At 68.6% G+C, this 25,750-nt stretch carries 27 protein-coding genes; 16 read left to right on the top strand and 11 right to left on the bottom strand.

Annotation, left to right across the window (positions count from 1 at the left end):
* Window positions 1–9 precede the first annotated feature (9 nt).
* A complete protein-coding gene (locus ACO2RV_RS12435; RefSeq protein ID WP_423293335.1) occupies window positions 10–1,041 on the bottom strand; it encodes a sugar-binding transcriptional regulator in 1,032 nt (343 codons plus the stop codon).
* Window positions 1,042–1,204: 163 nt separating this feature from the next.
* Here ACO2RV_RS12435 and ACO2RV_RS12430 point away from each other — a divergent pair, with 163 nt between their 5' ends.
* Window positions 1,205–1,651, top strand: coding sequence for a MarR family winged helix-turn-helix transcriptional regulator (locus tag ACO2RV_RS12430; protein WP_423293333.1), 447 nt, complete (start codon window positions 1,205–1,207; stop codon window positions 1,649–1,651).
* Here ACO2RV_RS12430 and ACO2RV_RS12425 read toward each other — a convergent pair.
* Window positions 1,641–2,603 carry a LysR family transcriptional regulator gene (locus tag ACO2RV_RS12425; protein WP_423293331.1) on the bottom strand — a complete coding sequence of 321 codons (963 nt, stop codon included), beginning with the start codon at window positions 2,601–2,603 and terminating at the stop codon, window positions 1,641–1,643. The genes ACO2RV_RS12430 and ACO2RV_RS12425 overlap by 11 nt on opposite strands.
* Window positions 2,604–2,823: 220 nt before the next feature.
* On the opposite strand from ACO2RV_RS12425, the gene ACO2RV_RS12420 reads away from it, so the two are divergent.
* The 4 genes from ACO2RV_RS12420 to moaB all read left to right on the top strand — a co-directional run bounded on the left by ACO2RV_RS12420 (window position 2,824) and on the right by moaB (window position 6,213).
* Window positions 2,824–3,756 (top strand): ring-cleaving dioxygenase, encoded by a 933-nt coding sequence (locus tag ACO2RV_RS12420; protein WP_423293329.1) that lies wholly within the window; start codon window positions 2,824–2,826, stop codon window positions 3,754–3,756.
* A 253-nt stretch (window positions 3,757–4,009) separates the two neighbouring features.
* On the top strand, window positions 4,010–4,645 hold the full coding sequence (locus ACO2RV_RS12415; protein ID WP_423293327.1) for an alpha/beta hydrolase: 636 nt from the start codon (window positions 4,010–4,012) through the stop codon (window positions 4,643–4,645).
* Between the two features lie 90 nt (window positions 4,646–4,735).
* Window positions 4,736–5,629, top strand: a complete 894-nt coding sequence (gene ypfJ / locus ACO2RV_RS12410) for a KPN_02809 family neutral zinc metallopeptidase (protein ID WP_423293325.1) — start codon at window positions 4,736–4,738, stop codon at window positions 5,627–5,629.
* Between the two features lie 23 nt (window positions 5,630–5,652).
* Complete coding sequence (moaB, locus tag ACO2RV_RS12405; protein WP_423293323.1) at window positions 5,653–6,213, top strand: molybdenum cofactor biosynthesis protein B; 561 nt, start codon at window positions 5,653–5,655, stop codon at window positions 6,211–6,213.
* Between the two features lie 6 nt (window positions 6,214–6,219).
* Here the strand turns inward: moaB and ACO2RV_RS12400 are convergent, their stop codons facing one another.
* Window positions 6,220–6,804 (bottom strand): glycosyl transferase, encoded by a 585-nt coding sequence (locus tag ACO2RV_RS12400; RefSeq protein ID WP_423293321.1) that lies wholly within the window; start codon window positions 6,802–6,804, stop codon window positions 6,220–6,222.
* A 159-nt stretch (window positions 6,805–6,963) separates the two neighbouring features.
* On the opposite strand from ACO2RV_RS12400, the gene ACO2RV_RS12395 reads away from it, so the two are divergent.
* Entirely contained in the window at window positions 6,964–8,220 is a 1,257-nt protein-coding gene (locus ACO2RV_RS12395) for a PA0069 family radical SAM protein (protein WP_423293319.1), read from the top strand.
* On the top strand, window positions 8,217–8,738 hold the full coding sequence (locus ACO2RV_RS12390) for a VOC family protein (protein ID WP_423293317.1): 522 nt from the start codon (window positions 8,217–8,219) through the stop codon (window positions 8,736–8,738). Before ACO2RV_RS12395 ends, ACO2RV_RS12390 begins: the two co-directional genes overlap by 4 nt.
* 182 nt (window positions 8,739–8,920) lie before the next feature.
* On the opposite strand, the gene ACO2RV_RS12385 is transcribed toward ACO2RV_RS12390, so the two are convergent.
* Together ACO2RV_RS12385 and ACO2RV_RS12380 are read right to left on the bottom strand one after the other, a co-directional pair.
* The gene (locus ACO2RV_RS12385) at window positions 8,921–9,607 is read right to left on the bottom strand and encodes a DsbA family protein (protein WP_423293315.1); all 687 of its coding nucleotides are present in this window, start codon (window positions 9,605–9,607) and stop codon (window positions 8,921–8,923) included.
* 101 nt (window positions 9,608–9,708) lie between these two features.
* Window positions 9,709–10,275: a DUF721 domain-containing protein gene (locus tag ACO2RV_RS12380; protein WP_423293313.1), complete on the bottom strand. Its 567-nt coding sequence runs from the start codon at window positions 10,273–10,275 to the stop codon at window positions 9,709–9,711.
* 119 nt (window positions 10,276–10,394) lie between these two features.
* On the opposite strand from ACO2RV_RS12380, the gene mutY reads away from it, so the two are divergent.
* Both mutY and ACO2RV_RS12370 read left to right on the top strand, forming a co-directional pair.
* The gene (gene mutY / locus ACO2RV_RS12375; protein ID WP_423293311.1) at window positions 10,395–11,483 is read left to right on the top strand and encodes an A/G-specific adenine glycosylase; all 1,089 of its coding nucleotides are present in this window, start codon (window positions 10,395–10,397) and stop codon (window positions 11,481–11,483) included.
* An 88-nt stretch (window positions 11,484–11,571) separates the two neighbouring features.
* Window positions 11,572–11,760 carry a CsbD family protein gene (locus ACO2RV_RS12370; RefSeq protein WP_423293309.1) on the top strand — a complete coding sequence of 63 codons (189 nt, stop codon included), beginning with the start codon at window positions 11,572–11,574 and terminating at the stop codon, window positions 11,758–11,760.
* A 55-nt stretch (window positions 11,761–11,815) separates the two neighbouring features.
* On the opposite strand, the gene ACO2RV_RS12365 is transcribed toward ACO2RV_RS12370, so the two are convergent.
* Window positions 11,816–12,421: a glutathione S-transferase family protein gene (locus ACO2RV_RS12365; RefSeq protein ID WP_423293307.1), complete on the bottom strand. Its 606-nt coding sequence runs from the start codon at window positions 12,419–12,421 to the stop codon at window positions 11,816–11,818.
* A 7-nt stretch (window positions 12,422–12,428) separates the two neighbouring features.
* Entirely contained in the window at window positions 12,429–13,616 is a 1,188-nt protein-coding gene (locus ACO2RV_RS12360; protein ID WP_423293305.1) for a site-specific DNA-methyltransferase, read from the bottom strand.
* Between the two features lie 108 nt (window positions 13,617–13,724).
* On the opposite strand from ACO2RV_RS12360, the gene ACO2RV_RS12355 reads away from it, so the two are divergent.
* Window positions 13,725–14,762 carry an FUSC family protein gene (locus tag ACO2RV_RS12355; protein ID WP_423293436.1) on the top strand — a complete coding sequence of 346 codons (1,038 nt, stop codon included), beginning with the start codon at window positions 13,725–13,727 and terminating at the stop codon, window positions 14,760–14,762.
* A gap of 4 nt (window positions 14,763–14,766) precedes the next feature.
* Here the strand turns inward: ACO2RV_RS12355 and ACO2RV_RS12350 are convergent, their stop codons facing one another.
* From ACO2RV_RS12350 to ACO2RV_RS12340, 3 genes are all read right to left on the bottom strand, one after another.
* Window positions 14,767–15,420 (bottom strand): methyltransferase family protein, encoded by a 654-nt coding sequence (locus ACO2RV_RS12350; RefSeq protein WP_423293303.1) that lies wholly within the window; start codon window positions 15,418–15,420, stop codon window positions 14,767–14,769.
* A gap of 93 nt (window positions 15,421–15,513) precedes the next feature.
* Complete coding sequence (locus ACO2RV_RS12345) at window positions 15,514–16,488, bottom strand: DMT family transporter (RefSeq protein WP_423293301.1); 975 nt, start codon at window positions 16,486–16,488, stop codon at window positions 15,514–15,516.
* A 126-nt stretch (window positions 16,489–16,614) separates the two neighbouring features.
* Entirely contained in the window at window positions 16,615–17,166 is a 552-nt protein-coding gene (locus ACO2RV_RS12340) for an Lrp/AsnC family transcriptional regulator (protein WP_423293299.1), read from the bottom strand.
* A 196-nt stretch (window positions 17,167–17,362) separates the two neighbouring features.
* On the opposite strand from ACO2RV_RS12340, the gene smc reads away from it, so the two are divergent.
* The 6 genes from smc to ACO2RV_RS12310 all read left to right on the top strand — a co-directional run bounded on the left by smc (window position 17,363) and on the right by ACO2RV_RS12310 (window position 23,844).
* Window positions 17,363–20,815: a chromosome segregation protein SMC gene (gene smc / locus ACO2RV_RS12335; protein ID WP_423293297.1), complete on the top strand. Its 3,453-nt coding sequence runs from the start codon at window positions 17,363–17,365 to the stop codon at window positions 20,813–20,815.
* A 282-nt stretch (window positions 20,816–21,097) separates the two neighbouring features.
* The gene (locus ACO2RV_RS12330; RefSeq protein WP_423293295.1) at window positions 21,098–21,481 is read left to right on the top strand and encodes an AtpZ/AtpI family protein; all 384 of its coding nucleotides are present in this window, start codon (window positions 21,098–21,100) and stop codon (window positions 21,479–21,481) included.
* Between the two features lie 139 nt (window positions 21,482–21,620).
* Window positions 21,621–22,370, top strand: coding sequence for a F0F1 ATP synthase subunit A (locus tag ACO2RV_RS12325; RefSeq protein ID WP_423293434.1), 750 nt, complete (start codon window positions 21,621–21,623; stop codon window positions 22,368–22,370).
* A gap of 66 nt (window positions 22,371–22,436) precedes the next feature.
* Window positions 22,437–22,664 carry a F0F1 ATP synthase subunit C gene (locus ACO2RV_RS12320; protein WP_131833791.1) on the top strand — a complete coding sequence of 76 codons (228 nt, stop codon included), beginning with the start codon at window positions 22,437–22,439 and terminating at the stop codon, window positions 22,662–22,664.
* Window positions 22,665–22,734: 70 nt separating this feature from the next.
* Complete coding sequence (locus tag ACO2RV_RS12315; protein WP_423293292.1) at window positions 22,735–23,352, top strand: F0F1 ATP synthase subunit B; 618 nt, start codon at window positions 22,735–22,737, stop codon at window positions 23,350–23,352.
* A gap of 9 nt (window positions 23,353–23,361) precedes the next feature.
* Window positions 23,362–23,844, top strand: a complete 483-nt coding sequence (locus ACO2RV_RS12310; RefSeq protein ID WP_423293290.1) for an ATP F0F1 synthase subunit B — start codon at window positions 23,362–23,364, stop codon at window positions 23,842–23,844.
* Between the two features lie 430 nt (window positions 23,845–24,274).
* Here the strand turns inward: ACO2RV_RS12310 and ACO2RV_RS12305 are convergent, their stop codons facing one another.
* Entirely contained in the window at window positions 24,275–25,552 is a 1,278-nt protein-coding gene (locus ACO2RV_RS12305) for a cell wall hydrolase (RefSeq protein WP_423293288.1), read from the bottom strand.
* Window positions 25,553–25,750 lie beyond the last annotated feature (198 nt).

The raw sequence follows: 25,750 nt of genomic DNA, 5'->3' as shown, positions 1-25,750 counted from the left end.
CGCGGCTTCCTAGGGCGTATCGCCCGCCTGCGCCACCTTGGCCAGCACGGCGGCGGCGGTGATCTCGTCGGTGATGAACACGGTGGGGCGCAGCAGGCGCAGCGCGCCGATCACCGCATCGGTCTTGCCGGGGCCGCCGGAGGTGAGGATGCGCTCCGGTGTCGCCTGTAGCGTTTCCAGCGGGATCGACATGATGCGGCTGTTGATCGGGTGGTCGATCACCCGGCCCTGCGTGTCGATGAAATTGTAGACGACGTCGCCCACCGCGCCGGCGGCGATCAGCGAGGCCCAGTCGGCATCGGAGAAGAAGCCGAAGCGCAGCGAGGTGCTGTCGCTGTCCATCTCGCCGACGCTGACCACCACGGCGTCCATCTCGCGGGCGAGGGCATAGACCGTGCCGAGGCCGCAGCGCTCGATCAGCGCCTTCTTGGTCTCGATGCTGTCGACGATGGCCGGGGCGGCGATGAGGTGGCAGTCGGCCTGGAAGATGCGCGAGAGCTGCCAGGCGAACTCCGAGGGGTTGTACTGGCGCGCCTTGGTGATGCCGCCGAGCAGCGAGATGACCGAGACGTTGGCGACCGCCTTCTCGTCGATGAAGCCGAGCGCGCGCATCAGCGTGCGGCCCCAGCCGAAGCCGATCTTCATCTCGGGGCGGATCAGGTCGGAAATGAACTGGCCGGTGGCCGCGCCGATGGCGCTGGTGGGGTCGGCGAGCGGTCCGGACAGCGGGGCGACGATCGCCTCGCGCAGGCCGAACGCCTTCTGCAATTCCATTTCGAGTCGCGGCAGCTCGGCGATTTCGCGCGAGAGCGAGATTTTGACTTCGTTCAAAGCACGAGCATCCGCCAGCAGGCGCACCACGGTGACGCGGCCGATGTCGAGCGCCTCGGCAATGGCGCTCTGCGTCATGCCCTCGACATAGTACATCCAGGCGGCGCGCAGCCGCAGGCGGGCCGAGCGGCGCCCGGTCGCGCTAAGATCGCCGTGCGAGACCGGTTCGGCAAAGCCGCCCGGCTTCGTCGTGGCGGCTCCCCCCGACATGAGCACGATTCCCCGATGGATGTTTTGCCGATGCTATAGAGGACAGCGGCGGCTTCATCAAATCGTCATCCGCGCCCCGCGCGAAGTTCGGCTTACGCAAAATCCCGCTTGTGAACGCTGCGGGCGCGAGTCAGGTTGCAAGGAACAGCCAACCGCGGTCGCCATGTCCAACGACGAAACACTGAAGCTCGACGATTTTCTCTGCTTCGCCGTCTATTCGGCAAATCACGCTTTCAACCGCGTCTACAAGCCGATTCTGGACCGGTTGAACCTCACCTACCCGCAATACCTCGCCATGGTCACCCTGTGGGCCGAGGACGGCGTGACGGTCGGCCAGATCGGCGAGAGGCTGATGCTCGAGACCAACACGCTCACCCCGCTGCTCAAGCGGCTGGAGAGCGCGGGGCTGGTGCGGCGCGTGCGCGACGTCGCCGACGAGCGCCAGGTGCGCATCCACCTCACCGAGAAGGGACGGGCGCTGCGCCAGGAGGCGGAGGGCATTCCCGGCAAGATCGGCGCCTGCATCGCGCGCGACCATGAGGCGATCGGCATGTTGACGGATGAGCTTACCAGCGTGCGCAACACGCTGCTGGCGCGCATCAAGCCCTGACATCCGCCTCCGGCTCCGCCAGCGGGCCGTCCGGCTGGTGGCCGGCATCGCCCTCGATGAAGCGGCGGTGCCGGGCGATCTCCACCGCGAGGAAATCCAGGAAGGCGCGCACGCGCGGCGAATGCCTGAGATCGGGATGGGTGAGCAGCCAGAGGTCGGCGGCATAGTCGTCGTCCGGCGGGGCGAGCCGCACCAGCGTGGGGCGTGAATCGCCGATCAGGCAGGGAATGTGGCCGATGCCGATCCCCGCCTCCACCGCCTCGGCAAGGCCCAGCACGCTGTTGATCTTGTAGGCCACGCGTTCGGGCGCGACGTTCTCCTGCACGAACTTCACCGCCTTGAGCGCGCCGAGCGTGTCGCCGAGCGACACCCAGTTGCGCGCGTCGAGCTGTTCCTGCGTCACGCTGCCGGGCTCGGGAAAATCCTGTGCGCGGCCATAGAGCGCCCAGGCGATGCGGGCGATGCGGCGCCCGACCAGATTTTCCGGCGGATGGTCGGTCGCGCGTACGGCGACGTCGGCGTCGCGCTTGGAGAGATTGAGCGCCTGGTTGCTCAGCACGATGTCGAGCCGTACTTCCGGATAGCGCTCGCGGAAGGCGGCGAGCATCGGCATCAGCAGTTCGATGAGCAGCGAATCCGGCGTGGTCACGCGCAATTCGCCCGAGGGGGCGGGCTCGCGGCCGGCGAGCTTGCGGCCGACCGCGGTGATCTCCTCGTCCAGCCGGTTGGCCAGCGCGACCATCTCCTCGCCGGCAGGGGTGAGCGCGTAGCCGGTGCGGTGGCGCTCGAACAGCACGGCGCCGAGCGCTTCCTCGATCTGCTTCAGCCGGCGGAACACGGTGGAGTGGTTCACCCCGATCATCGCCGCCGCTGCCGGCAGCCCGCGCGCATCCGCCACCGCCTTGATCAGCCGGAAGTCGTCCCAGGCGAGGTTCTTGAAGGGCTCGGCCATTCGGGTCTCCTCCTGCCGCATCGGCAAGTTCCTGCGATATCACGCAAATTATTGGATTCGCGATGGTTTGCACCATAGCAGCAGGAGTGACATTGCGTCAACGCAATTGATCGGGTCTGGCATTGCGTCTGTGCCGGGTTATCTTCCTCACCAAGACGAGCGCAGATCGCGCTCACCGAACACAGCGAGCGCCAGATGCGCTCGATCCGAGGGCAAGATCATGAACCGCAACGGCATCCATCACGTCACGGCGATCGCCGGCAATGCGCGCCGCAACGTGGAGTTCTACACCCGCACGCTGGGCCTGCGCCTGGTGAAGAAGACCGTCAATTTCGACGATCCCGGCACCTATCACTTCTATTACGGCGATGAGGCGGGTTCGCCCGGCACCATCCTCACCTTCTTCCCGTGGGACCATGTGGCGCCCGGCCGGCTCGGCGTCGGCGAGACGCAGGAGACCGCCTTCCGCGTGCCGGCCGGTTCCATCGGCTACTGGACGCAGCGCCTCATTGAGAAGGGCGTGTCGCACAGCGCGCCGGTGAAGCGCTTCGGCGAGAGCGTGCTGTCCTTCAAGGATCCGCATGGCATGCGCCTCGCGCTGGTCGGCGTGCCCGGCATCGAGAACGAGCCGGCCTGGATCGGCACGGACGTTCCCGCCGAGCACGCGATCCGCGGCTTCCACAGCGTGAACCTGCTGCTCGCCGAGGCGGCGCCCACCGGCGCCATCCTCACCGACATCTTCGGTTTCACCGAGATCGGCCGCGAGGGGTCGCTGGTGCGCTTCAAGGCCGAGGGCACGGAGATCGGCGGCATCGTCGACATCCATGAGGCCGGCGGCTTCCTGCCCGCCCGCATGGGCGGCGGTTCGGTGCACCACATCGCCTTCCGCGCGGCCGACGACGCCGGGCAGGAGGAGATGGTGCGCAAGCTGGTGGAGAATCACGGCATCCGCACCACGGAGCAGAAGGACCGCAACTACTTCCGATCCGTCTATTTCCGCGAGCCCGGCCATGTGCTGTTCGAGATCGCCACCGACGTTCCCGGTTTCGCCGCGGACGAGGCGCCGGCGCATCTCGGCGAAGCGCTGAAGCTGCCGGATTTCCTGGAGAACCGCCGCAGCCAGATCGAGGCGGTTCTGCCCGAGATCGCGTGAATCCATACGGCGCCGCCCCTCACCGGGCGGCGCCATTCCCAGGAGCCGGAACGGCTTTTCCTCTCCCTATTGAGGAGAGGTGGCCCGCGAAGCGGGTCGGTGAGGGGCTTTAGCGATTGCGGAGCCAAAGAAGCCCCCTCACCCCAACCCTCTCCCCGTTGGGGAGAGGGAGAAGGTGGTCGTGGCCGATTTCAAGCCGGATTCTGCCGCCGCGGGCGGCACCATTCCCCACATCACGAGACAGGAGGCCGCCATGAGCGACACTGCTGCGCTTTCCTTCGTCCATCGCTATGAGCCCGGCATCGATGCGAGCGCCCCGCCGCTGCTGCTGCTGCACGGTACCGGCGGCGACGAGAACGACCTGATCGGGCTCGGCCGCAAGCTCTCGCCCGGCTCCGCGCTGCTCTCCCCGCGCGGAAAGGTGCTGGAAGGCGGCATGCCGCGCTTCTTCCGCCGCCTGCGCGAAGGCGTGTTCGACGAGGACGACGTGCGCGACCGCGCGGCCGAACTCGCCGGCTTCATCGCCGAGGCGCGCGCCGCCTATGGCCTTGCCGCGCCGGTCGCGGTCGGCTTCTCCAACGGCGCCAACATCGCCGCCGCCGTGCTGCTGACGCAGCCCGACGCGCTGGCGGGGGCAGCGCTGCTGCGCGCCATGGTGCCGCTGGCCAATCCCCCGGTGGCGGATCTCGGGGGCCGGAGCGTGCTGCTGCTTTCCGGCGCGATGGACCCGATCGTGCCCGAGGACAACGCCGCCCGCCTCGCCGGGCAGCTGCGTGCGGCCGGGGCAAGCCTCGACCACCGCACGCTCCCCGTCGGCCATGGCCTGTCGCAGGCGGACGTCAATCTCACGCGGGAATGGCTCGCCGGCCCCGCCCGCGCCGCCGCCTGATCGCGCGGAACCGCGCGGACTTCTGCGCATTGCTGCCACGGTGCGGGTGCATCACTATCGCACCGTGGTGGCAGTGACGGGAGACGGCACATGAAGTGGGAAGACTTCCGGCGCAGCGACAATGTCGAGGATCGTCGTGGCGACGGAGGTGGCTTCGGTGGCGGGCGCCTGCCGGGTGGACGCGGCGGGCTCGGCATTGGCGGGCTGATCATCGTCGGCCTGATCGCCTGGGCCACCGGCATCAATCCGGCCGTGCTGATCGGCGGCGCAGAGATATTGCTCGGCGATGGCTCCAGCCAGCAGCAGAGCCAGACGGCTCCCCCGCGCCAGCAGAGCAAGCCGCAGGACCAGCTCGGCCAGTTCGCCAGCGCCGTGCTGGCGCAGACCGAGGATGTGTGGACGCCGATCTTCAAGGCGCAGGGCGAGACCTATCAGGAACCCGGCCTGGTGCTGTTCTCCGGCTCAACCCGCTCGGGCTGCGGCGCCGCCCAGTCGGCCATGGGCCCGTTCTATTGCCCGAATGACGAGAAGGTCTATCTCGACCTCGCCTTCTTCCAGGAGATGAAGCAGCGCTTCAAGGCGCCGGGCGACTTCGCCGCCGCCTATGTCATCGCGCACGAGGTCGGCCACCACGTGGAGAACCAGATCGGCATCCTCTCGCAGGTGCAGGCGCGCCAGCGGCAGGTCTCGCGCTCGGAGGCCAATGCGCTGTCCGTGCGGGTCGAGCTTATGGCGGACTGCCTGGCGGGCGTCTGGGCCTATCACGCCAATGCGCAATGGCGGATTCTCGAGGATGGCGACATCGAGGAGGCGCTGAACGCCGCCTCCGCCATCGGCGACGACCGGTTGCAGAAGCAGGCGCAGGGCTATGCCGTGCCCGACAGCTTCACCCATGGCACCTCGGCCCAGCGGGCGAAATGGTTCAAGACCGGGCTGCAATCCGGCAATATGAAACAGTGCAACACCTTCCAGGGCCGCATCTGACGACTGCCCGCGCGAGGCCCATCATGAGTGCCGTTTCTTCCGAAAAGCCTTTCGTCGCGCTGGCCATCGCGGTGCTGACGATTTCCGACACCCGCACCTTTGCCGACGACCGTTCCGGCAACACGCTGGTCGAGCGGCTGGAGGGCGCCGGCCATCGCCTCGCCGCCCGCGCCATCGTGCCGGACGATGTCGAGGAGATTCGCGCGCAGGTCGCGCACTGGATCGCCGACCCGGCGGTCGACGTGGTGATCACCACCGGCGGCACCGGCTTCACCGGCCGCGACGTGACGCCGGAAGCGGTGGAGCCGCTGTTCGAGAAGCGCATGGAAGGCTTCTCCACCATCTTCCACCTGATCTCCTTCCAGAAGATCGGCACCTCGACGTTGCAGAGCCGCGCCACGGCGGGGGTGGCCAATTCGACCTACATCTTCTGCCTGCCCGGCTCGCCCGGTGCCTGCCGCGACGGCTGGGACGGCATCCTCGCCCAGCAGCTCGACATCAACCACAGGCCCTGCAATTTCGTGGAAATCCTGCCGCGGCTCGACGAGCACCTGAAGCGCGGCAAGCTGCGCACGTCGGCCTGACCGGCCTCACTGGTCCGGCAACAACATCTGCGACCGCAGCAGCACGAGGCGCGAGCGCCCGATTTTCGCGATGAGCCGGCGTGCCGCCTGCGGGCCTGCCTCGTAGCCGCCGAGCGCCTCGTGGAAGCGGCGATGGATCAGCAGGCCCTGCTCCGGGCGCGGGCGGCCGGTGATGGCGTGGCGCGCCACCGCCGCGGCTTCCCTGAGGCGCGGGGCGACGCCGAAACCATCCAGCGCCAGCCGGAAGGTGGCGGCGCGGCGGTCGTTCGCGCCCATCCGCTCGACCTGCTCGATGAAGCCGCGCACCTCGCGCGTCCAGCCTTCCTGCAGCAGGCCGGCGGGGGCGAGGAACATCAGCCATTGCGACCGGGCGGCGCGCGCGCCGAGCTGCAGCCGCTCGCCGGAATCTTCCGGGCCGTGCAGATATTCGCAGCCGGCGGCGTCGGCGATCTCGGCGACATCCGGCGCGGTGCCGCCATCGACCAGCAGTACTTCGCGCACGATGCCGGTCGCCGCGCCGGGCACCAGCGCCGCGAGGGTCGGGATCAGCAGGGCGTGGGTCTGGCCCGTGGGAATGACGACCGAGATCAAGCGCTCAGCTGCCCCTCGAAAATAGGTGCGGAATCGGGACGGAACGCCCGTGGCGAGTGCCGTTTTGCCTATCGCACCCCGCCACGGGCGTATAGCGGCAACTGACGTAATCCGACATATGTTCTTGATATGTTCTCATGCTGGAGCTAAGAATCCCGCATGCAACGTCGCCCGGCCGATAACCTGTCCCCGCCGTCCGCTCCGCCGCCGAAGCATCTCGGCCGGCTGGCCGAGGAGCGACGCGCCGAGAGGACGGCGGAACGCCGCGCCGCCGAGCACAACCTCGACGCGATTTCCGACATCGACGCGGTGCCCGAGGCGACGCGGCCGATCACGGTAATAGAGGGCGGGCGCCGGCGCGGGCGCGGCGCGCTGTCGAATGCGGCCGGCCGTTTCGAGCCGCATGCGCGCGAGGCGTTCGACGATGGCTGGCAGCGGCTTGACGACCTGCCGCCCTTCCGCACCAGCGTGACGGTGGAGAAGCCGCGCACCATCATCAACCGCAACGATTCCCCCGATGTCGGTTTCGACCGGTCGATCAACCCCTATCGCGGCTGCGAGCATGGCTGTGTCTACTGCTTCGCGCGGCCAACCCATGCCTATCAGGGTCTCTCGGCCGGGCTCGATTTCGAGACCAAGCTGTTCGCCAAGCCGGACGCGCCGGAACTCCTGGCCAAGGAACTGGCGAAGGCCGGCTACGAGCCGCGTACCATCGCGCTCGGTATCAACACCGACGGCTATCAGCCGATTGAGCGCGACTGGCGGCTGACGCGGCGTATCCTCGAAGTGCTGAGCGATTTCGGCCATCCCGTCGGCATCGTCACCAAATCGGCGCTGGTGCTGCGCGATCTCGATATTCTCGCGCCGATGGCCGCGCGCGGCCTCGCCAAGGTGGCGCTCTCGGTAACCTCGCTTGACCACAAGCTGGCGCGCCTCATGGAGCCGCGCGCCGCCACGCCGCAGCGCCGGATCGACACCATACGCCGTCTCGCCGAGGCCGGTGTGCCGACCGCCGTGCTGGTGGCGCCGGTCGTGCCCGCCGTCACCGACGCGGAGCTGGAGCGCATTCTCGACGCCGCCGCCGGCGCCGGCGCCTCGGAGGCCGGCTATGTCATGCTGCGCGTGCCGCTGGAGATCCGCGACCTGTTCAAGGAATGGCTGCTGGAGCATTTTCCGGATCGCTACCGCCATGTGCTGTCGCTGCTGAAGGAAATGCACGGCGGCAAGGAATATGATTCCACTTTCGGCCAGCGCATGACCGGGACGGGCCCCTATGCCTGGACCATGGCCCGCCGTTTCGAGATCGCCACGGAGCGGCTCGGCCTCAACCGCCGGCATCTGAAGCTCACGACGCGCCACTTCCGGCGTCCGCCGTTGAAGGGCGAGCAATTGTCGCTGTTCGGGGAGGGAGCATGAACACCGCAGAAAACACCGACGACGAGACCGTGCCGTTTCCGAACGGGGGAGGCGCCGGCCCGGCGGGGCGCGCGGGCGTGCGGGCGGTGCCGCCGCTGCATGTGTCGCTGATCACGCTCGGCGTCGTCGATCTCGAGCGCGCGATCCTGTTCTACGAGGCGCTGGGCCTCACTCGCCGGGTGCGCAAGGCCGAAGGCGTCGCCTTCTTCGAGGCGGGGGCGGTGGTGCTGTCGCTCTATCCGCGTCACGAGCTCGCCGCCGATGCCGGAGTGGTTCCCGGCCGGGCCGGGCAGTTCGGCGGCATCGCCATCGCCTGCAACCGCTCCAGCCGCGGCGAGGTCGACGCCACGCTGATCCGTGCGGTGGCGGCGGGAGGGCGCGCGCTGCGTCCGGCGCAGGCGACGTTCTGGGGCGGCTATTCCGGCTATGTCGCCGATCCCGACGGCCATGCCTGGGAGGTCGCCCACAATCCCGGCTTTCCGCTGGGGCCGGATGGTCGGCTCAGCCTGCCGGAGTGAGGCGGGCGGGCAGAGGGCGGCTTGAGCGAGGTGGCCGTTGCGTCGGCGGCCGGATGTCGGCCGTTACCCCAGGCCGAAGTCCGGCGAGCGTAGAGCCGGGATCGCCTGATGCGCTCATGCGGAGCGCGGTCCCGGATCGGTCCTGTGGACCGTCCGGGATGACGAGAGGGGAGGCGTCGCGCTCAGTTGGCACCGAGCAGCGGCGCGAGTTCCTTGTCGAGCTCCTCCGGGGACATCGCGCCCGCGACCTTCTTGCCGTTGATGAAGAAGGTCGGGGTGGAATCGACACTGAAATCCTTGGCGCCGCGCTCGGCGACGGCGTTGACATTCTCGGCCAGCTTGGCGTCGCTGAGGCAGGTGTTGAACTGCTGCTCGCTCATGCCGCTCTGCTTGGCAATGGCCAGCAGCGCCTGCGCCGGATTGTTGGTGAAGGCCCAGTTCTTCTGGGTCTCGAACAGCACGTCGACCATCGGGTAATATTTGCCCTCGCCGCTGCAGCGCGCCAGCATGAAGGCGGCCTTGGCGACGATGTCGAGCGGGAATTCGCGCAGGATGAACCGCACCTTGCCGGTGTCGATGTATTTTTCCTTCAGCACCGGGAAGGTGGTGTTGTGGAAATGTGCGCAATGGCTGCAGGTCAGCGAGGCGTATTCGACGATGGTGACCGGCGCGTCCGCCTTGCCGAGCACCTGGTCCGGAAGCGCGCCCGGCTCCATCAGCTTGGCGGCGTCGACCGTCTGCGCCGCGGCGCCGCTGATGAAGGAAAGCTTGCCCGCCCCAAGCCCGTCGGGACCGGAGAGGGCGATGAAGGCGACCGCGGTGAGGGCGGCGGTACCGAGCCCTTCGAGGAGGCGGCGGCGGTCGATCATGGGCGGGCTCCAGGAAAGGCCGGACAGGATGCCGGCGTGAGTTTGCTAGCGCCTACAAGCAGCGCGCGATCATGGCAACGGTACGGCAGGTGGAATCCCTGTCACCGCTGCGTGAACGTGCTCGCCGGCCGCGGCGGGGCGGCGGACTTGCCGGTCGCGGTGCCGGCGCTTGCGTCGCGGCGGTCGCGGACCACCAGCGCACCGAGCCGTGCCAGTGCGCCGGCCAGCGCCGAATCCTCGAAGGTGCCGATCTGCTCCAGCCTGCGGGCGACCGCACCGCACGCTTCCGCGTCGGGCTCGGCAAAGCGTCGGGAGGGCGGGCGTACCACCGGCATCGGTCCCTGGCGCAGGGCCAGCCGGCCGATGCAGCGCCAGCCGAAATAGCGGTTCACCCGCTCGATGACGATCGGCGCGTCATGCTGCAACTCGATGGCGTAGCCGCCCTCGACGCGCACATGCAGCACACCGGGCTCGTCGCTGTCGGCGCGGGACGGCCAGGCGAGCCTGATCGGCAGCGCCCGCGCCGCCAGCATGTCGCCGACGATGTCGGCCCAGCGGGTGACGATCTCCACCGAGGCGATGCCGCGCTGGCGGCAGCTCTCGGCGATCGTCGCGTCGATCAGGTCGGCGAGCGGGGCGGGGCCGCGATAAAAGCGCTTGGTGGCCATGGTTCCTGCGGGCATTCGCGTGCCGGGGGCACTGCGCGGCGTAAAAATCTCGTCGGAAAAGTTCCTGCCGGCGCGGTGATGGCTGATCACCTCGCGGCAAGTTCGCGCTAGAAGATGGCATGCGCCGCCCCGCCGATCCAGCCGCCCCGAATAGCCACGTGACCGCCGGCCGCCCGATCCCCGATCCGGCGGCGCTGCTCGCCTGGTATGACCGGCATCGCCGCGAGCTGCCCTGGCGCGCCCCGGCCGGTCGCCGGCAGCATCCCTACCGCGTCTTCCTGTCGGAGATCATGCTCCAGCAGACGACCGTGGTGACGGTCCAGCCCTATTACAACGCCTTCCTTGCGCGCTGGCCCGATGTGGAGGCGCTCGCCGCGGCCCGGCTCGAAGAGGTGCTCTCGGCCTGGGCGGGGCTCGGCTACTACGCCCGCGCCCGCAACCTGCATGCCTGCGCCCGCGTGGTGACCGAAGAGCATGGCGGTGTCTTCCCGGATACCGAGGCGGGGCTGCTGGAGCTGCCCGGCATCGGGCCCTATACGGCGGCGGCCATCGCGTCGATCGCCCATGAGCGCAGGGCGGCGCCGGTCGACGGCAATTGGGAGCGCGTCGTCGCCCGCCTCTTCGCGGTGGAGGAGGAACTGCCCAAGGCGCGGGCGATGCTGAGAGCGTTGGCGCTGACCCTGCTGCCCGATGCGCGCTACGGGGATTTCGCGCAGGCCATGATGGATCTTGGCGCGACGGTGTGCACGCCGCGCAAGCCGACCTGCATCCTCTGTCCGTGGCGCGCGAGCTGCGCGGCGCAAGCGGCAGGCGCGCCGGAGCGCTATCCCCGCAAGGCGGCCAAGGCAGCGCGGCCGACGCGGCAGGGCATCGCCTTTCTCGCGGTGCGGGCGGATGGCGCGGTGCTGGTGCGCTCGCGCCCGGCAACCGGCCTGCTCGGCGGCATGAGCGAAGTGCCCTCCACGCCGTGGGAAGAGGGAGGAACGGCGAACCCCGCCGCGCATGCGCCGCTGAAGACCGGCTGGCACGCGCTCAATGCTGGCGTCACCCATGTGTTCAGCCATTTCGCGCTGGAACTCGCGGTCTGGCGGGCGCGGGTGCCGGCCTCCACCAGGGCGCCGGCGGGCCATCGCTGGGTGCTGCCGGGCGACTTCGACGCCGAAGCCTTCCCCACCGTGATGCGTAAGGTATTGGAGTATATCGATTAATTCCGCTTGTTCGATTTGAACCGTACGGCGGCATCGTGCGTTGTCCCGGCAGACCGCATGTGATGCGGCATTCATGGAGAACGCAACGATGGGTAGCGCAGCCGACAAGGCCAAGGGCCTCGCCAACGAGGCGGTAGGCAATGTGAAGCAGGGCGTGGGCAAGATGACCGGCTCGCGGAAGCTGGAAGCCGAAGGCAAGGTCCAGGAGCTCAAGGGCGAGGGCCAGCAGGCCATGGGCAAGGCCAAGGAGGCGGTCAAGAAGGCCGCCAATCTCTGAGTTATCCCGCCCGAAAAAGATGAGGCCGCCCCACCGGGCGGCCTTTTTTGCCGGATCAGTCCATCAGCCCGATATGGCCCGGCAGAGCGGCGACGCGGGCGAGCCAGCGCCGCACGCCGGGAAAACTGGCCAGATCGTAGCCGCCTTCCTCCGCCGTGTGCGTATAGGCATAGAGCGCGATGTCGGCGACGCTGAAGGCGTTGCCCCCGAGCCAGTCGGCGCCGACGAGCCGCGCCTCCATCACGTCGAGGGCGCGGTTGCCGGCCTCCAGGAGTTGCGCCAGCCGCTCGGGCGTCGCCAGATGCGCCCGCTCCTCATAGATGAATAGCGCCCGTCTCACCGCGAGCGCCGGCTCATGGCTGTATTGCTCGAAGAACAGCCATTCATAAACCTTGGCGCGCTCGTAGCGGTCCGCCGGCACCAGAGGGCCACCTTCAGCGAGGTAGAGCATGATGGCGTTCGACTCGGCGAGGAATCGGCCATCCTCCAGCTCCACCGTCGGCAGCTTGCCGATGGGGTTCTTGGCGAGGAACGCCGCCTGCCGGGTCGAGCCGTCGCGGGCGGACATGGTGACGCGCTTCAGCGGCACACCCAGATGCGCGGCGGCGAGGCGGACCTTGTAGCTGTTGCCGGAGGCCGGCATGTCATAAAGCGTGATCACCGCTCGCTCACTCTGCCGCCATTGCCATTTCCGAGCGTACCACGGCGCGCAGCGAATCGATCGGCTTCAGCCCCTCGCGGGTTTCGATGTGCCAGTAGGTCCAGCCATTGCAGGCATCCAGCCCCTGCGCCATGGCGCCGGCGCGGTGGATCGAGCCGATCTGGCCGAGGCCCGGCGCGGTCTCCAGCGACAGCATGCCGTCGGCGCGCACCATGGCCCGCACGCGCGCCTTGGCGTCGGTCAGCTGGGTGCCGGGCGCCAACAGCCCGCGCTCGATGAGCGCGTTGAAGGCGATGCGCGGCGCGTCGCGCGCGGTCGGCGCGGTGGCCAGTGCGAGGTCGGGCAGCGGCTCCACCGCATCGATGCGCGCCTGCGCCGCGTCGGCATAGGCCGGATCGCGCTCGATGCCGACGAAGTGCCGGCCAAGCCGCTTGGCCACCGCCGCCGTGGTGCCGGAGCCGAGGAAGGGATCGAGCACCACGTCGCCGGGCTTGGAGGCCGAGAGGATGACGCGCGCCAGCAGAGCTTCGGGCTTCTGCGTCGGGTGCACCTTATGGCCCGCCTCGTCCTTCAGCCGCTCGCCTCCCGAGCAGATCGGGAACAGCCAGTCGGAGCGCATCTGCACGTCCTCATTGGCCGCCTTCAGCGCCTCGTAATTGAAGGTGTAGCCACGGGCGTTTGGCTCGCGCGCGGCCCAGATCATGGTCTCGTGCGCATTGGTGAAGCGCCGGCCGCGGAAATTCGGCATCGGGTTGGTCTTGCGCCAGACAATGTCGTTGAGGATCCAGAAATCGAGATCCTGCAGCATCGCGCCGACGCGGAAGATGTTGTGATAGGAGCCGATCACCCACAGCGTGCCGGTTGGCTTCAGCACGCGGCGTACCGCCAGCAGCCAGGCGCGGGTGAAGGCGTCATAGGCCTCGAAGCTCTCGAACTTGTCCCAAGCGTCGTCGACCGCGTCGACCCGGCTGTCGTCCGGCCGCTTCAGCTCGCCCTGGAGCTGGAGATTATAAGGCGGGTCGGCGAAGACCAGATCGACCGACTGCGCCGGCAGTCGCGACAGGGCGGCGACACAATCGCCGCGCAGGATGGTGTCGAGCGGCAGATCGACGCGAGACAGGCCACCATGGGAGGGGGAGGACAACGACCCGACGCGGGATGCCCGGCGGGCCTCCCCATTACGAACCACCTTCATGGACGGCTACCTGACGCTGGATGACGCAACAGAACTCGTATCCACAATCTCCGCTGCGCAGGGTAAACAGCGGGTAAAGCGATGCCTGCGGAGCTGCATTTGGCCGAGATGTCCCTTTTACCGCCGCAGCCAACGGCGGACGCCGCCTCGCGCTGGCATGGCGACGGCCTGATCGCCCGTTCCGTCCGATTCGCGCTCACCGTGATGGCGCCGATCATTGCCGGCCTCATCGTCGGGGTGGATATCTGGCTGATCTACGCCCTGGTGACCTGCATCCTGGCCTTCACGCTCGATACTGGCGGGCCAGCGCTGCATCGGCTCGGCTTCATGGGGGCGGCGGGCGTGGTGGTGCTGCTCGGCACCGGAATCGGCACGCTCGCCGCCGGCCATATGGGCTTCACCGTGCTCGCCTTCGCCTGTATCGGCGTGCTCTACGCGCTGGTGGAGAGCCTTCATCCGAGCGCGGCGGCGGCGGCGCGCTTCATGTGCCTCACCCTGGCGATAGGCGCTCTCTACGCGCCGCTGCAGCTGACGGATGTCGCCGTGGTCGCGGGCTTCGTCGTCTATGCCTGGGCAGTCTCGCTGGCCTGGGATGCGATGAGCGGGCTGCATCGTCCCTCCACGGCACCGGTGCTGCGGGACATCCTCGCTCGCCTCCGCGCCACGGAGCGCGAGCGCTGGGTGTTCGCGCTTGCGGTCGCGGTGGCGGTGCCGCTCGCCTTTCTCACCAGCCTGTCGCTGGGGCTGCACCGGCCCTATTGGGCGCTGATCGCCATCGTGCTGGTGCTGCGCGCCGATGCGATGTCGAGCCGGCGGCTCATGGGGCAGACTCTGGCGGGCACGGCGCTCGGCGTCGCGGCCGCGCTGCTCTACGGCTATGTGCTGCCCTACCATGCGGCGCTGCTGGCGGGCATGGCGGTGGCCGCTCTATTGCGCTGGCCTGCGCAGCAGCGTCACGGCGCGCTGGGAATGGCCGTGCTCACCGTCTTCATCATGCTGCTGCTGGAGCTGCTGGCCGGAAATGCCGGCGGCGCGACACACGACATCGTCGAACGTCTCGTCGACATGGCCGTCGGCTGCGTCTTCGCCATGGTGGCGCTGGGGCTCGACCGGCTCGGCCAGGCGCTGCTGCGCCGTTGCCGCTGACGGTTCAGGGCACCAGCCAGAGCACCGGCAGCAGGCCCTGGTTCTGCGCGTACTCGATGCCCTCGGCGAGCGGGATCGCGGTCAGGAATACGCAGGCGTCCAGGAAGGTGCGCCACACCATGCTGGGGCGGATCTCCAGCGTCTCGACGTTCCGCCACCGCCGGAAGGCGGGAATGAAGCGCGGCACGCGGCGCTTATAGGCGAGGTAGGGTTCGCCGAACTTCTCGGCGAGGAAGCGTTCCTCCTTGCGGACCACCACGGCGAAGACGAGCATGGTGAGGAACGCCGCGGCGAGCGCCGCGGTGAAATTGCCGAACTGCGCGCCGGCGCCGGCCGCGCCGATGAAGGAAAAGACGTAGAGCGGATTGCGGCTGATCGAGTAGGGGCCGACCGCCACGATCGCCTCCTTCTTGCGGCCGCTGATGTACATCGAGCACCAGGTCCGCCCGAGGATGGCAACGAGAATCAGCGCCAGGCCGATCATCTCGATGATCTCATGCAGGCCGTCGATGCTGCTGTCAGGCCAGACCGAGTGGCTGAACAGCAGGACCCCGACCGAGAGCACGCCGAGCGCATAGAGCGCGATCTTGCGCACGGTCTGGACCGCGCCGATGTCGAAGCTGGGTACGGCGTTCGGCGTAGGAGGCAGGTTGTGCATTACCGGGGTAGCCCTTGAAGGCGGGAAGGGAAGCTCAGCCCTTCAAGCTCCTCGTCGCGGCTTTTTTCAGGCAGGGCCGCGACCCGCCGGCACTCAACCCTGCGCGCGCTGCGGAATCCGGTGGTCGCACAGCGCAATGCCGCCCAGCACGAGGGCGAAGCCCAGTGCGTGGTGGAGATGCAGCACCTCGCCGAGCAGGCCGACCGCCAGCGCCGAGCCGAACACCGGCACGAGCTGGAGGAACTGGCCGGCACGCGTCGGCCCGATCACCGCGACGCCGCGCGCCCACAGCACGAAGCCCAGCGTCGGCAGGCTGGCGACATAGGCGATAATTAGCGCCGCATTGCCGAGCTGGCCGGCGGTGATGCCGCGCGTGCCGATCTCCCAGATTGCCAGCGGCGCGAGGGCGATGAGGCCGAAGGGGATGGAGACCGCGAGCGCCGCTGCCGCCGACAGCCCAGTGGGAAAGCGCTTCAGCAGCACGGCATAGAGCGCGAAGGCGGAGATGCCGAGGAACAGCATCAGGTCGCCGCCATTCAGGTCCAGCGCGATGAGGTTGCGGAGGTCGCCATGCAGCACGATCAGTGCGACGCCAGCGGTGGAGACGGCGAGGGCGAAGCGGGCGCGCAGGCTGGTGCGCTCGGCAAGGAGGAGCCAGCCGAACAGGCCGACCACGATCGGCGCCGCCGAGCCGATGATCGAGCCGTTGACGAGGCTGGTATGGGCGAGGCCGGCATAGATCAGCACGGTGAACACCGCGATGTTCAGGATGCCGGCAGCGGCCCAGAGCGGCCAGCGCTTGAGGATCTCGTCGCGATTGGTGGCGATCTCCCGCCCGGTGAAGGGCAGCAGCAGCAGCAGCGCCACCAGCCAGCGCGCGGCAGAAAGCGTCGCCGGCGGCATGATATCGGCGGCGACATGGCCAGCAAAGAAATTGCCGGACCACAGCAGCGCCGCGCCCGACAGAGCCAGAACGGCAAGGGTGGCGGGCGAGCGCGAGAGGCCGGCGCGTGCCGAGCCCGCCGTACGGGAAACCAGCGGAGTCAACGTGTCTGCGACGAATGCCATGACGTGCCTCCTGAATGTTCCGGGTCGAACGCTGCCGACGTCGATATAGGTAAGTGTAGGTGACCTACCTCGGCATGTCCTTGCGTTCTCGCGGCCCGGAAACCGGCGGCGCGGCAGAATCTGCCGTCAGGGGCGCTTATTTGTGCTCGGTCTATTGTTGCCTTGTTTTTCGGCAACAAAATCGGGCGCGGTGGGTGCGGCCCGCAAATGGTCGAGCGGCAGCCGGCGGCTCTCCTTCACCCGCTTCAGCGCCAGCGAGGAACGCACCCCGCGCACGCCCGGCAGGCCCATGAGGATGTCATGGGCGAAATGCGCGAAGTCCTCGAGATCCTCGCAGACCACATTGAGCAGATAGTCGCTGTCGCCGGTCACGCTGTAGCAGGCGACGACCTGCGGCAACGCCAGCACCGCCGCCTCGAAGTCGCGCGCCGCCGCGTCCACCTGCCGCTCCAGATGCACCTGGATGAAGGCGAGCACGCCGAGGTCGAGCTTCGAAGCGTCGAGCCGCGCCTGATAGCCGGCGATCAGCCCTTCTTCCTCCAGCCGCCTCGTGCGCCTGAGGCACGGCGAGGGCGACAGCCCTATGCGCTCGGACAGTTCGGCGTTGGTCAGGCGGCCGTTCTCCTGCAATTCGCGCAGGATACGCAGATCGAACATATCGAGCGCAGGCGGGCGCATGGTCTGCCTCCATGTGCGGGTCTTGCGGCAGGATCGGCCGTCAAGTCGCAGTTTGTCGGCAGAAGGCGGTGATCGGCAATAGGTCTTTGGTCAACAGTGCTGTCCTGCTGCCAGGGAGGCCAGAATCCCCAACATGTCGTGGATCGGAGCGTTCGTACCACTTGAACTTGTGGTTCGGTCGCGGCACCCTCACTCCATGAGGTTCACTCGCCTTCGTCTCACCGGCTTCAAGACCTTCGTCGAGCCGACGGAAATGCTGATCGAGCCCGGCCTTACCGGCGTCGTGGGGCCGAATGGCTGCGGCAAGTCGAACCTTGTCGAGGCGCTGCGCTGGGTGATGGGCGAAAGCTCCTACAAGGCGATGCGCGCGGAAGGCATGGACGACGTCATCTTCGGCGGCTCGACCACGCGCCCCGCGCGCAACACCGCTGAGGTCGTGTTGGTGGTCGACAATGCCGACCGCTCGGCCCCCGCCGTGTTCAACGACGCCGACCTGCTGGAAATCTCCCGCCGCATCGAGCGCGAAGCCGGCTCCTCCTACCGCATCAACGGGCGCGAGGCGCGGGCGCGCGACGTTCAGATCCTGTTCGCCGACGCCTCCTCCGGCTCGCGCTCGCCCTCCATGGTGCGGCAGGGGCAGATTGGTGAGATCGTCGGCGCCAAGCCTTCCGCCCGTCGCCGCCTCTTGGAAGAGGCGGCGGGCGTCGCCGGCCTGCATGCCCGCCGGCACGAGGCGGAGATGCGCCTGCGCGCCGCCGAGACCAACCTGACCCGCCTCGACGACGTGCTTGGCCAGATCACCGGCCAGCTTGACGCGCTGCGCCGCCAGTCGCGGCAGGCGGCGCGCTATCGCATCGTCACCGGCGATATCCGCAAGGCGGAAGCGGCGCTGCTGTGGCTGCGCTGGCTGGAGGCGGCCGGCACGCTGAACGAGGCCAGCCGTGCGCTCGACCTCGCCGTCCGCGACGTCGCGGCGCGCACCCTGCAGCAGGGCGAGGCCGCCCGTTCCGCCGCCATCGCCGCCCATGGCCTGCCGGGCTTGCGCGAGGCCGATGCCGCCGTGGCCGCCGCCTTGCAGAGGCTGAGCCTTGCGCGCGGTGAACTCGACCGCGACGAGGCACGTGCCAGCGCCCGCCGCGACGAGCTCGACCGTCGGCTCGCCCAGCTTGCCGGCGACATGGAGCGGGAGCGCGCCCTTGCCGCCGATGCCGGCAGCGTGCTGGAGCGTCTTGCCGAGGAAGCCGAGGAGCTCGCCGTCGCGCAGGAAGACGTCGCGGAAATAGAGGCCGCCGCCATCGAGGCGTGCGAGGAGGCCGGCGCCGCACTGCTCGATTCCGAACGCGCCTTCGCCGAGGCGACCGCCTCGCATGCCGAACGCGCCGCCCGGCGCGGGGCGCTGGAGCGTGCCGTGCGCGAGGAGGGCGAGCGCCTTGCCCGGCTTGAGCGCGAGCTTGCCCAGCTCGTCGAGCAGCGGCGCCAACTGGAAACCGGCGCGGATGCTTCCCGCCTCGACGCGCATCGCGACACGGCCGAGGCGACACGGGAAGCCTTCGAGAATGCCGAGGCGGTGGCGCAGGAGGCGGAGGCCGCCCATGTCGAGGCACGCGCGGCGCTCGACCATGCCCGCCGTCCGCTCGCCGAGGCGGAAAAGGCGGCGCAGCGGCTCGACACCGAGGCGCGCACCCTCGCCAAGCTGCTCGATGTCGGCACCCCGCGTCGCTGGGCGCCGGTGCTCGACAAGATCCGCGTGGCGCGCGGCTTCGAGACCGCGCTCGGCGCGGCGCTCGGCGACGATCTCGACGCGCCAACGGATGTGTCCGCCCCGGTGCACTGGGCGCTGGTGCCGGCCGATGGCGACGCCGCGCTGCCCGAGGGCGTGGAGCCGCTCTCCGCTTATGTCGAGGCCCCCGTGGAACTCGCCCGCCGTCTGGCGCAGATCGGTGTGGTTGCGCGCGGCGAGGGTGCGCGCCTCGCGCCTCTGCTGAAGCCCGGGCAGAGGCTGGTGTCGCGCGAGGGCGATATCTGGCGCTGGGACGGGCTGACCGCCGCCGCCGATGCGCCGACCGCCGCCGCCCGGCGTCTTGCCGAGCGCAATCGGCTTTCCGACATCCAGGCGCAGCTGGTCGAGGCCCGCGCCGAGGTCGCCACCCATCGAAAGGCGCTGGAGGCGAGCGAGGCGGCGCTCCGCGCGGCCGGCTCGCGCGAAAACGCCGCCCGCGAGGCCCGCCGCGCCGCGCTGCGCGTCATGGAGACGGCGCGCGACGAACTCGCCCGCGCCGAGCGACAGGCGACGGAGCAGGCCGCCAAGCTTTCCACGCTGCTCGCCGGCCTTGCCCGCGTCGAGGCCGACCGCGACACGAGCGCGGCCGCGCTCGACGCGGCGCGCAACCAGGTTGCCGGCCTGCCGGCCGGTGCCGAGAGCGAGGCGCATCTCGCCGAAGTGCGCGCCCGCGTGGCGCAGGACCGTGCCGCTCTTGCCGAGGCGCGCGCCCGCACCGAAGGGCTGGCCCGCGAGCGCGAGCAGCGCGTTCGCCGGCTGTCCGCCATCGGTGGCGAGCGGGCCTCCTGGCAGGCGCGGGCCAACGGCACGGGTGAGCGGGTCGCGGCGCTGGAAGCGCGCGTTGCCGAGGCCGCGGAGGAGCGCGCCATTCTGGAGGACGCGCCGGACGACTTCGCCGCGCGCCGCCGGGCGCTGCTCACCGAGATCGACAAGGCGGACATGGCGCGGCGCGAATCGGCCGACCGGCTGGTCGCCGCCGAATCGGCACAAGGCGAGGCCGAGCGAGCGGCGCGTGCGGCGCTGGATGCGCTGGCCACCGCCCGCGAGACCGCCGCGCGCACGGAGGCCCATGTCGAGGCCGCCCGCCAGCGCCGCGAGGATCTGGTGCGCGAGATCGCCGACATGCTGGACGGTCCGCCCGACAGCGCCCGCACCATTGCCGGCTTCGAGCCGGATGCCGTGCTGCCTGACGCTGCGAGCGTCGAGGCCGATCTCGACCGGCTGAAGCGCGAGCGCGAGCGACTCGGCGCCGTCAATCTGCGGGCCGAGGAGGAACTGGCGGAGATCGAGACCCAGCAGCAGGGCCTTTCCGCCGAGCGCGAGGACCTGACCGAGGCGATCAAGCGCCTGCGCCAGGGCATCTACAGCCTCAACCGCGAGGCTCGCGAGCGGCTACAGGCAAGCTTCATCGTGGTGGATGGCCATTTTCAGCAGCTTTTCGGCACGCTGTTCGGCGGTGGCGAGGCGCGACTCGTGCTGACCGATTCGGACGATCCGCTGGATGCCGGGCTCGACATCATCGCCAAGCCGCCGGGCAAAAAGCCGCAGTCGCTCTCGCTGCTGTCGGGCGGCGAACAGGCGCTGACCGCGATGGCGCTGATCTTCGCGGTGTTCCTGACCAATCCAGCACCGATCTGCGTGCTCGACGAGGTCGACGCGCCGCTCGACGACGCCAATGTCGAGCGCTTCTGCAACCTGCTCGACGAGATGCAGCGCCTTACCGAGACGCGGTTCCTGACAATTACCCACAACCCGATCACCATGAGCCGCATGAACCGGCTGTTCGGCGTCACCATGGCCGAGCGCGGTGTCTCCAAGCTGGTCTCGGTCGACCTCGCCACCGCCGAGTCGTTCCGCGAGGCCAGCTGACGGTGGAATCGCCCGCGCGGCGCGCGCGCTGGGGGGGGCGCCGTATTTCCTCGGTGGCTCTGGCATGCCAAAAACCACCGAACGGACTCACCCAGCCACCTTCCCTTGGTGCGAACCGGGCACGAAGTGCCTGCGACAGAGCGTCCACCTGTTGATTTTTCACATATTTTTCAAATAGTTAAAACATCAGTTCACGTTCTTGACACCCCATGGGTCGAACACTATGGTGCGCCCGGTTTCGGGGATGGGAAATCCTTCTCCGGCAAAGGCTGAGCGTTGATCATGGGCGACCGGAACGGAACGGACGGCCAGAAGGGCTCGGGCAAGCCGGACATCTCCGATACCGAGCTCTCCGGCAGGCTTCGGGGGCTTGGCAGCGAGCTGGACAAGGTGCGCGCCGAGCGACGGGCCGACGAGAAGACGTCCAAGGTTCCGGACCGGACGTCGTCTGCGGCGGGAATGACGCTGGCTTTCCGGTTGGGAAGTGAGTTCGTCGCGGGAGTTCTGGTCGGTGCCGGCCTCGGCTGGGTGATCGACCATTTCCTCGGCATCGCGCCGTGGGGAATGATCGTGTTCATGCTGCTCGGCTTCGGCGCGGGTATCGCGAACATGATGCGCGCCGCCGGTGAAACCGGTCGGAAAACGCCGCCGAAGGGCGGGGCGTGAAGCTGGAATTTGGCGGTCGGCCTTGCGGCGGATCTGCGGACTTCGAATCAGCCGGTCTTCGGGCCGGCTTCTGAGGCAGGGGGCGGGCGCCTTGAGGCACCGCGTTTGAGGGCAGCGACCGACGATGGCCAGCGGAAGCGTGATCGATCCGATCCATCAGTTCCAGATCATCGATATCGTGCATCTTGGGGCGCCGGGCGGGGTCAACATCTCGTTCACCAATTCCGCCGCCTTCATGTTCGGCATCGTGGCGCTGGTGTTCTTCTTCCTCACCTACGCCACGCGCGGCCGCACGCTGGTGCCCGGCCGCCTGCAGTCGCTGGCGGAGATGTCCTACGAATTCGTCGCCAACACGGTGCGCGGCTCGGCGGGCAATGAGGGGATGAAGTTCTTCCCCCTGGTCTTCTCGTTGTTCATTTTCGTGCTGACGGCCAACTTCGTCGGCATGATCCCCTATTCCTTCACCGTCACCAGCCACATCATCGTCACCGCCGCGCTGGCGCTGGTGGTGATCCTGACCGTCATCATCTACGGCTTCGTGCGCCACGGCACCCACTTCCTGCACCTGTTCGTGCCGTCGGGCGTGCCGGCCTTCCTGTTGCCCTTCATGGTGGTGATCGAGCTCATCTCGTTCCTCTCGCGTCCCATCAGCCTGTCGCTGCGTCTGTTCGCCAACATGCTGGCGGGCCACATCGCCATGAAGGTGTTCGCCGGCTTCATCGTGATGATGACCGCCTCGGGCGTCGTCGGCTGGTTTGGCGCCGTGCTGCCGCTGGCGATGGTCGTGGCGCTGACCGCACTCGAATTCCTGGTTGCCGCCCTGCAGGCTTACGTCTTCGCGGTGCTGACCTGCATCTATCTCAACGACGCGCTGCATCCGGGCCACTGATCGGCGCGTCGCGGGAACCTCATCCAGCCAATCAACCAATCTGAACGAATCCAACAGGAGAAGATCATGGAAGCGGAAGCCGCCAAGTTCCTCGGCGCCGGTCTTGCTACGCTCGGCATGGGTCTCGCCGCCATCGGCGTGGGCACCATTTTCGGCAACTTCCTCTCGGGCGCCCTGCGCAACCCGTCGGCGGCTGACGGCCAGTTCGCTCGCGCCTTCATCGGCGCGGCGCTTGCGGAAGGTCTCGGCATCTTCTCGCTCGTCGTCGCCCTCGTCCTGCTCTTCGTGGTCTGACGTCCTGCGGAATGCGGGCGCGCCCTTGCGGGGTGCGTCCGGTTCCGCGATGATCGAGGAAGCCTGAACCATGTCCGAGGCCAACGGTCCGGCCGGTACATTCGTCATCGCCCAGGCGGCAACGCCTGGGGCGCACGACAGCTTGTCGGCGCAGAGCGGCGTGGAGATTGCTGTGCCCCCAGCGGAAGCGCATGGTAGCGGCTTTCCCCCGTTCGATGCCCATACCTTCCCCTCGCAGCTGATCTGGCTGGTGATCGCCTTCGCGGCACTCTATGTGCTGATGAGCCGTATCGCCCTGCCGCGTATCGCCAACATCCTCGAAGAGCGTCACGATCGCATCGCCGACGATCTCGAGGAGGCGGGCAAGCTGAAGGCGGAAAGCGAGGCGGCGTCCGTTGCCTATGAGAAGGCGCTGAGCAGCGCCCGCAGCAAGGCACAGGGCATCGCCGCCGAAACCCGCGACAAGCTCTCGGCTCAATCCGACCTGAGCCGCAAGTCGCTGGAAGCGGAGCTCTCGGCCAAGCTGGCGGCGGCGGAAGCAACGATCAGCTCCACCAAGACGGCGGCCATGGCCAATGTGCGCGGCATCGCCGTCGACACGGCCGGGGCCATTGTGAACGAGCTCATCGGGTCGACTCCCGCCCCGGGCGCCGTCGAGGCGGCGGTCGACACCGCCATCAAGAGCTGAGGACGCGCCATGGGTAGCGATACTTTCTGGGTCGCCGTCGCCTTCGTCATCTTCATGGGCATCCTCGCCAAGGCGGGGGCGTTCTCCGGCATCCTCGCCAAGCTCGACGCGCGTGGCGACCGGATCCGTCAGGACCTCGAAGAGGCCCGCCGGCTGAAGGAAGAGGCGCAGAAGCTGGTCGCCGAATACAAGCGCCGCCAGCGCGAGGCCGAAGCGGAGGCGGAAGCCATCATCTCCACAGCCAAGGTCGAGGCCGAGCGCCTCGCCTCCGAGGCGAAGCAGAAGCTTGAGGATCTCATCGTCCGCCGCACCAAGCTGGCCGAGCAGAAGATCGCCCAGGCCGAGGCGCAGGCGCTGGCCGACGTCAAGGCAGCGGCTGCCGACGCTGCGGTGAAGGCGGCGGAAGTGCTGCTGGCGGCCAATGTCGTCGGCGACACCGCCGACCGCATCCTGGCCTCCGCGGTCTCCGAGGTGAAGTCGAAGCTCAACTGAGCGTACCGACCGACGTAGTTTTTGAAAGCCCGGCTTCGCGCCGGGCTTTTTCGTTTATGGACACGGCTGGCGCGCTGGTTTCGAGGCCACGGATTCATTCCGGCGGACGGAGGTGTCGTCCCGATCGAAATGCTCGGGGATCGGTCGACCGCTTCCACCCGGCGTGGAAGGGGACGCTTCGGTAGTGTGGTCGATGTGGCATGATGGCCTGCGGGGCATCACGCAGGAGCCCTTACGCAATCGCCATTGCTGCGATGGTCAGGCGTGGCCCGGCCATCCACGCGACGCAGGGTTGTCTATCTGAGGTGTTGATGTCCGGCTCAAGGCCGAGCATGCCGAGCGATGTCGGCGATAGCCGCCAGGCTACGGTGTGAGTCGGTGCCGGTTTATCCCTTCCGGGGATCCAAACCGTGCCGGCCGGCAACGCGCTTCAGCTCGTCCAGCGGCGGGGGCGGTAGAAGGTGTGCTCGCCGATGCGGTCGAGTTTGCGCATCTCGCGGATCCAGTTCGGCCGCACCGACCGCGCGTGATAATGCGTCGCCCGGCCGACCTTCTCGTCCCACAGCAGCCCGTCGAGCATGTCGGCGGCGATCTGCTTGGCCTGGTCCCACAGGCGCGGCTCGTTCACCACATCGGGGATGTTGTCGCAGGCGAAGGTGAACTGGCAGGCGAGCTTGCGTTTGGCGTTCTGGTAGACCGCGCGGCAGACATCGGCGGGATAGTAGCCGGAGAAGACACGGTTCATCACCACTTGGGCGACCGCGACCTGGCCGCGTACCGGCTCGCCCCGGCTCTCGAAATACACCGCCTCGGCGAGACAGTTTTCCGAGCGCTCACGGCGCTTGCCGCTGAGTCCGAGCCGCTCGGCGGGGCTGGGGCCCTGCGCGACGCGGGCAACCGCGTCGGCGGCGGCGTCGGTCTTGGCGGTGGTGGTGGTGCCGCCGTCCGGTGCAGAGGGTTCCTCATGCAGGAAGGGTTGTGGCGGCAGTGCGGAACGATCATAGCCGAAGATGAAGGCTGCCTGCCGGTAGAGGGGCAGCGAGGCGTCCTGGCGGTCGTCGAGCGCGGCCGTCTCATCATCTGACGCCGGTTCGGTGCTGTCGGTGGTGAGGGCGATGGCGGGCCCCGCCGTCTCCAGCTGGGTTGGGTCGCCGGTCGGATCGCCGGCGGAAAGCGAATAAGCGCCTTCCGACTGCGCGGCAGCGCCGGGGGCATCGCCAGCCGTCACAGCGACGTCGTCGGCTTCCGCGGGGTCGGTGTTCACGCCGGCGGCCTCGGCCGTCCCGGTCCCGCTCCCGGCAATGACGGTGGCGCCGGTAGCACCGCCCGCGCCGGCAATGCTGGGTAGGGTCGAGCGGCCGGCCGCCGCCAGTGGATCGCCGTCCAGTGTGTCCGTAGGCTCCGCGGTGAGCCGGTCGGTCTTGCCGTCGCGATTGACGCCGACGGCGAGCAGCGCGGCGGCCGGCGGCTCGCCGATGACGGAATTGGACAGCAGCGAAGAACTGGAGGGCCAGGCGAAGGTGGCCGCCTTCAGCGTGTGCAGGGAGCTCGACAGCACAGAGATGCGGACCCGTTCGGCAACGCCCGGCTGATGCGCCAGCCGGCCGGTGATGTCCTGCAGGCCGATGGAGGTGCTGCCGCCCAAGAAGACGGCGAACAGCAGGCCAGCCCTGGCTCCATGCCGACGCAACGCAGTCCCAGCCTTCATCCCCGACGCCTACGCAACGAACTGATCAACCCCGTGGCGCGCCAGTGACAGGCAAGCCCGCGCGCCCACTGTTCCATGGTTGTCGCGCATTAACCTTGAGAGGCGGTTAATGACGGGCCGTCGCGGCGCGAGCATGTCGCCGGCGGGGCGGGATATGGCCGCCAATCTGTTGAAGATGGGCCGGCACTCCCGTCAGGC

It is taken from the genome of Ancylobacter sp. VNQ12, from assembly GCF_049445835.1.
Lineage (GTDB): Bacteria > Pseudomonadota > Alphaproteobacteria > Rhizobiales > Xanthobacteraceae > Ancylobacter.
This window is presented reverse-complemented; position numbering and strand designations above follow the sequence as displayed.

Coding starts and splice junctions, on each gene's coding strand:
- ACO2RV_RS12435 (WP_423293335.1), bottom strand. CDS start 1,041: ATGTCGGGGGGAGCCGCCACGACGAAGCCGGGCGGCTTTGCCGAACCG.
- ACO2RV_RS12430 (WP_423293333.1), top strand. CDS start 1,205: ATGTCCAACGACGAAACACTGAAGCTCGACGATTTTCTCTGCTTCGCC.
- ACO2RV_RS12425 (WP_423293331.1), bottom strand. CDS start 2,603: ATGGCCGAGCCCTTCAAGAACCTCGCCTGGGACGACTTCCGGCTGATC.
- ACO2RV_RS12420 (WP_423293329.1), top strand. CDS start 2,824: ATGAACCGCAACGGCATCCATCACGTCACGGCGATCGCCGGCAATGCG.
- ACO2RV_RS12415 (WP_423293327.1), top strand. CDS start 4,010: ATGAGCGACACTGCTGCGCTTTCCTTCGTCCATCGCTATGAGCCCGGC.
- ypfJ (WP_423293325.1), top strand. CDS start 4,736: ATGAAGTGGGAAGACTTCCGGCGCAGCGACAATGTCGAGGATCGTCGT.
- moaB (WP_423293323.1), top strand. CDS start 5,653: ATGAGTGCCGTTTCTTCCGAAAAGCCTTTCGTCGCGCTGGCCATCGCG.
- ACO2RV_RS12395 (WP_423293319.1), top strand. CDS start 6,964: ATGCAACGTCGCCCGGCCGATAACCTGTCCCCGCCGTCCGCTCCGCCG.
- ACO2RV_RS12390 (WP_423293317.1), top strand. CDS start 8,217: ATGAACACCGCAGAAAACACCGACGACGAGACCGTGCCGTTTCCGAAC.
- ACO2RV_RS12385 (WP_423293315.1), bottom strand. CDS start 9,607: ATGATCGACCGCCGCCGCCTCCTCGAAGGGCTCGGTACCGCCGCCCTC.
- ACO2RV_RS12380 (WP_423293313.1), bottom strand. CDS start 10,275: ATGGCCACCAAGCGCTTTTATCGCGGCCCCGCCCCGCTCGCCGACCTG.
- mutY (WP_423293311.1), top strand. CDS start 10,395: ATGCGCCGCCCCGCCGATCCAGCCGCCCCGAATAGCCACGTGACCGCC.
- ACO2RV_RS12370 (WP_423293309.1), top strand. CDS start 11,572: ATGGGTAGCGCAGCCGACAAGGCCAAGGGCCTCGCCAACGAGGCGGTA.
- ACO2RV_RS12360 (WP_423293305.1), bottom strand. CDS start 13,616: ATGAAGGTGGTTCGTAATGGGGAGGCCCGCCGGGCATCCCGCGTCGGG.
- ACO2RV_RS12355 (WP_423293436.1), top strand. CDS start 13,725: ATGTCCCTTTTACCGCCGCAGCCAACGGCGGACGCCGCCTCGCGCTGG.
- ACO2RV_RS12350 (WP_423293303.1), bottom strand. CDS start 15,420: ATGCACAACCTGCCTCCTACGCCGAACGCCGTACCCAGCTTCGACATC.
- ACO2RV_RS12345 (WP_423293301.1), bottom strand. CDS start 16,488: ATGGCATTCGTCGCAGACACGTTGACTCCGCTGGTTTCCCGTACGGCG.
- ACO2RV_RS12340 (WP_423293299.1), bottom strand. CDS start 17,166: ATGCGCCCGCCTGCGCTCGATATGTTCGATCTGCGTATCCTGCGCGAA.
- smc (WP_423293297.1), top strand. CDS start 17,363: ATGAGGTTCACTCGCCTTCGTCTCACCGGCTTCAAGACCTTCGTCGAG.
- ACO2RV_RS12330 (WP_423293295.1), top strand. CDS start 21,098: ATGGGCGACCGGAACGGAACGGACGGCCAGAAGGGCTCGGGCAAGCCG.
- ACO2RV_RS12320 (WP_131833791.1), top strand. CDS start 22,437: ATGGAAGCGGAAGCCGCCAAGTTCCTCGGCGCCGGTCTTGCTACGCTC.
- ACO2RV_RS12315 (WP_423293292.1), top strand. CDS start 22,735: ATGTCCGAGGCCAACGGTCCGGCCGGTACATTCGTCATCGCCCAGGCG.
- ACO2RV_RS12310 (WP_423293290.1), top strand. CDS start 23,362: ATGGGTAGCGATACTTTCTGGGTCGCCGTCGCCTTCGTCATCTTCATG.
- ACO2RV_RS12305 (WP_423293288.1), bottom strand. CDS start 25,552: ATGAAGGCTGGGACTGCGTTGCGTCGGCATGGAGCCAGGGCTGGCCTG.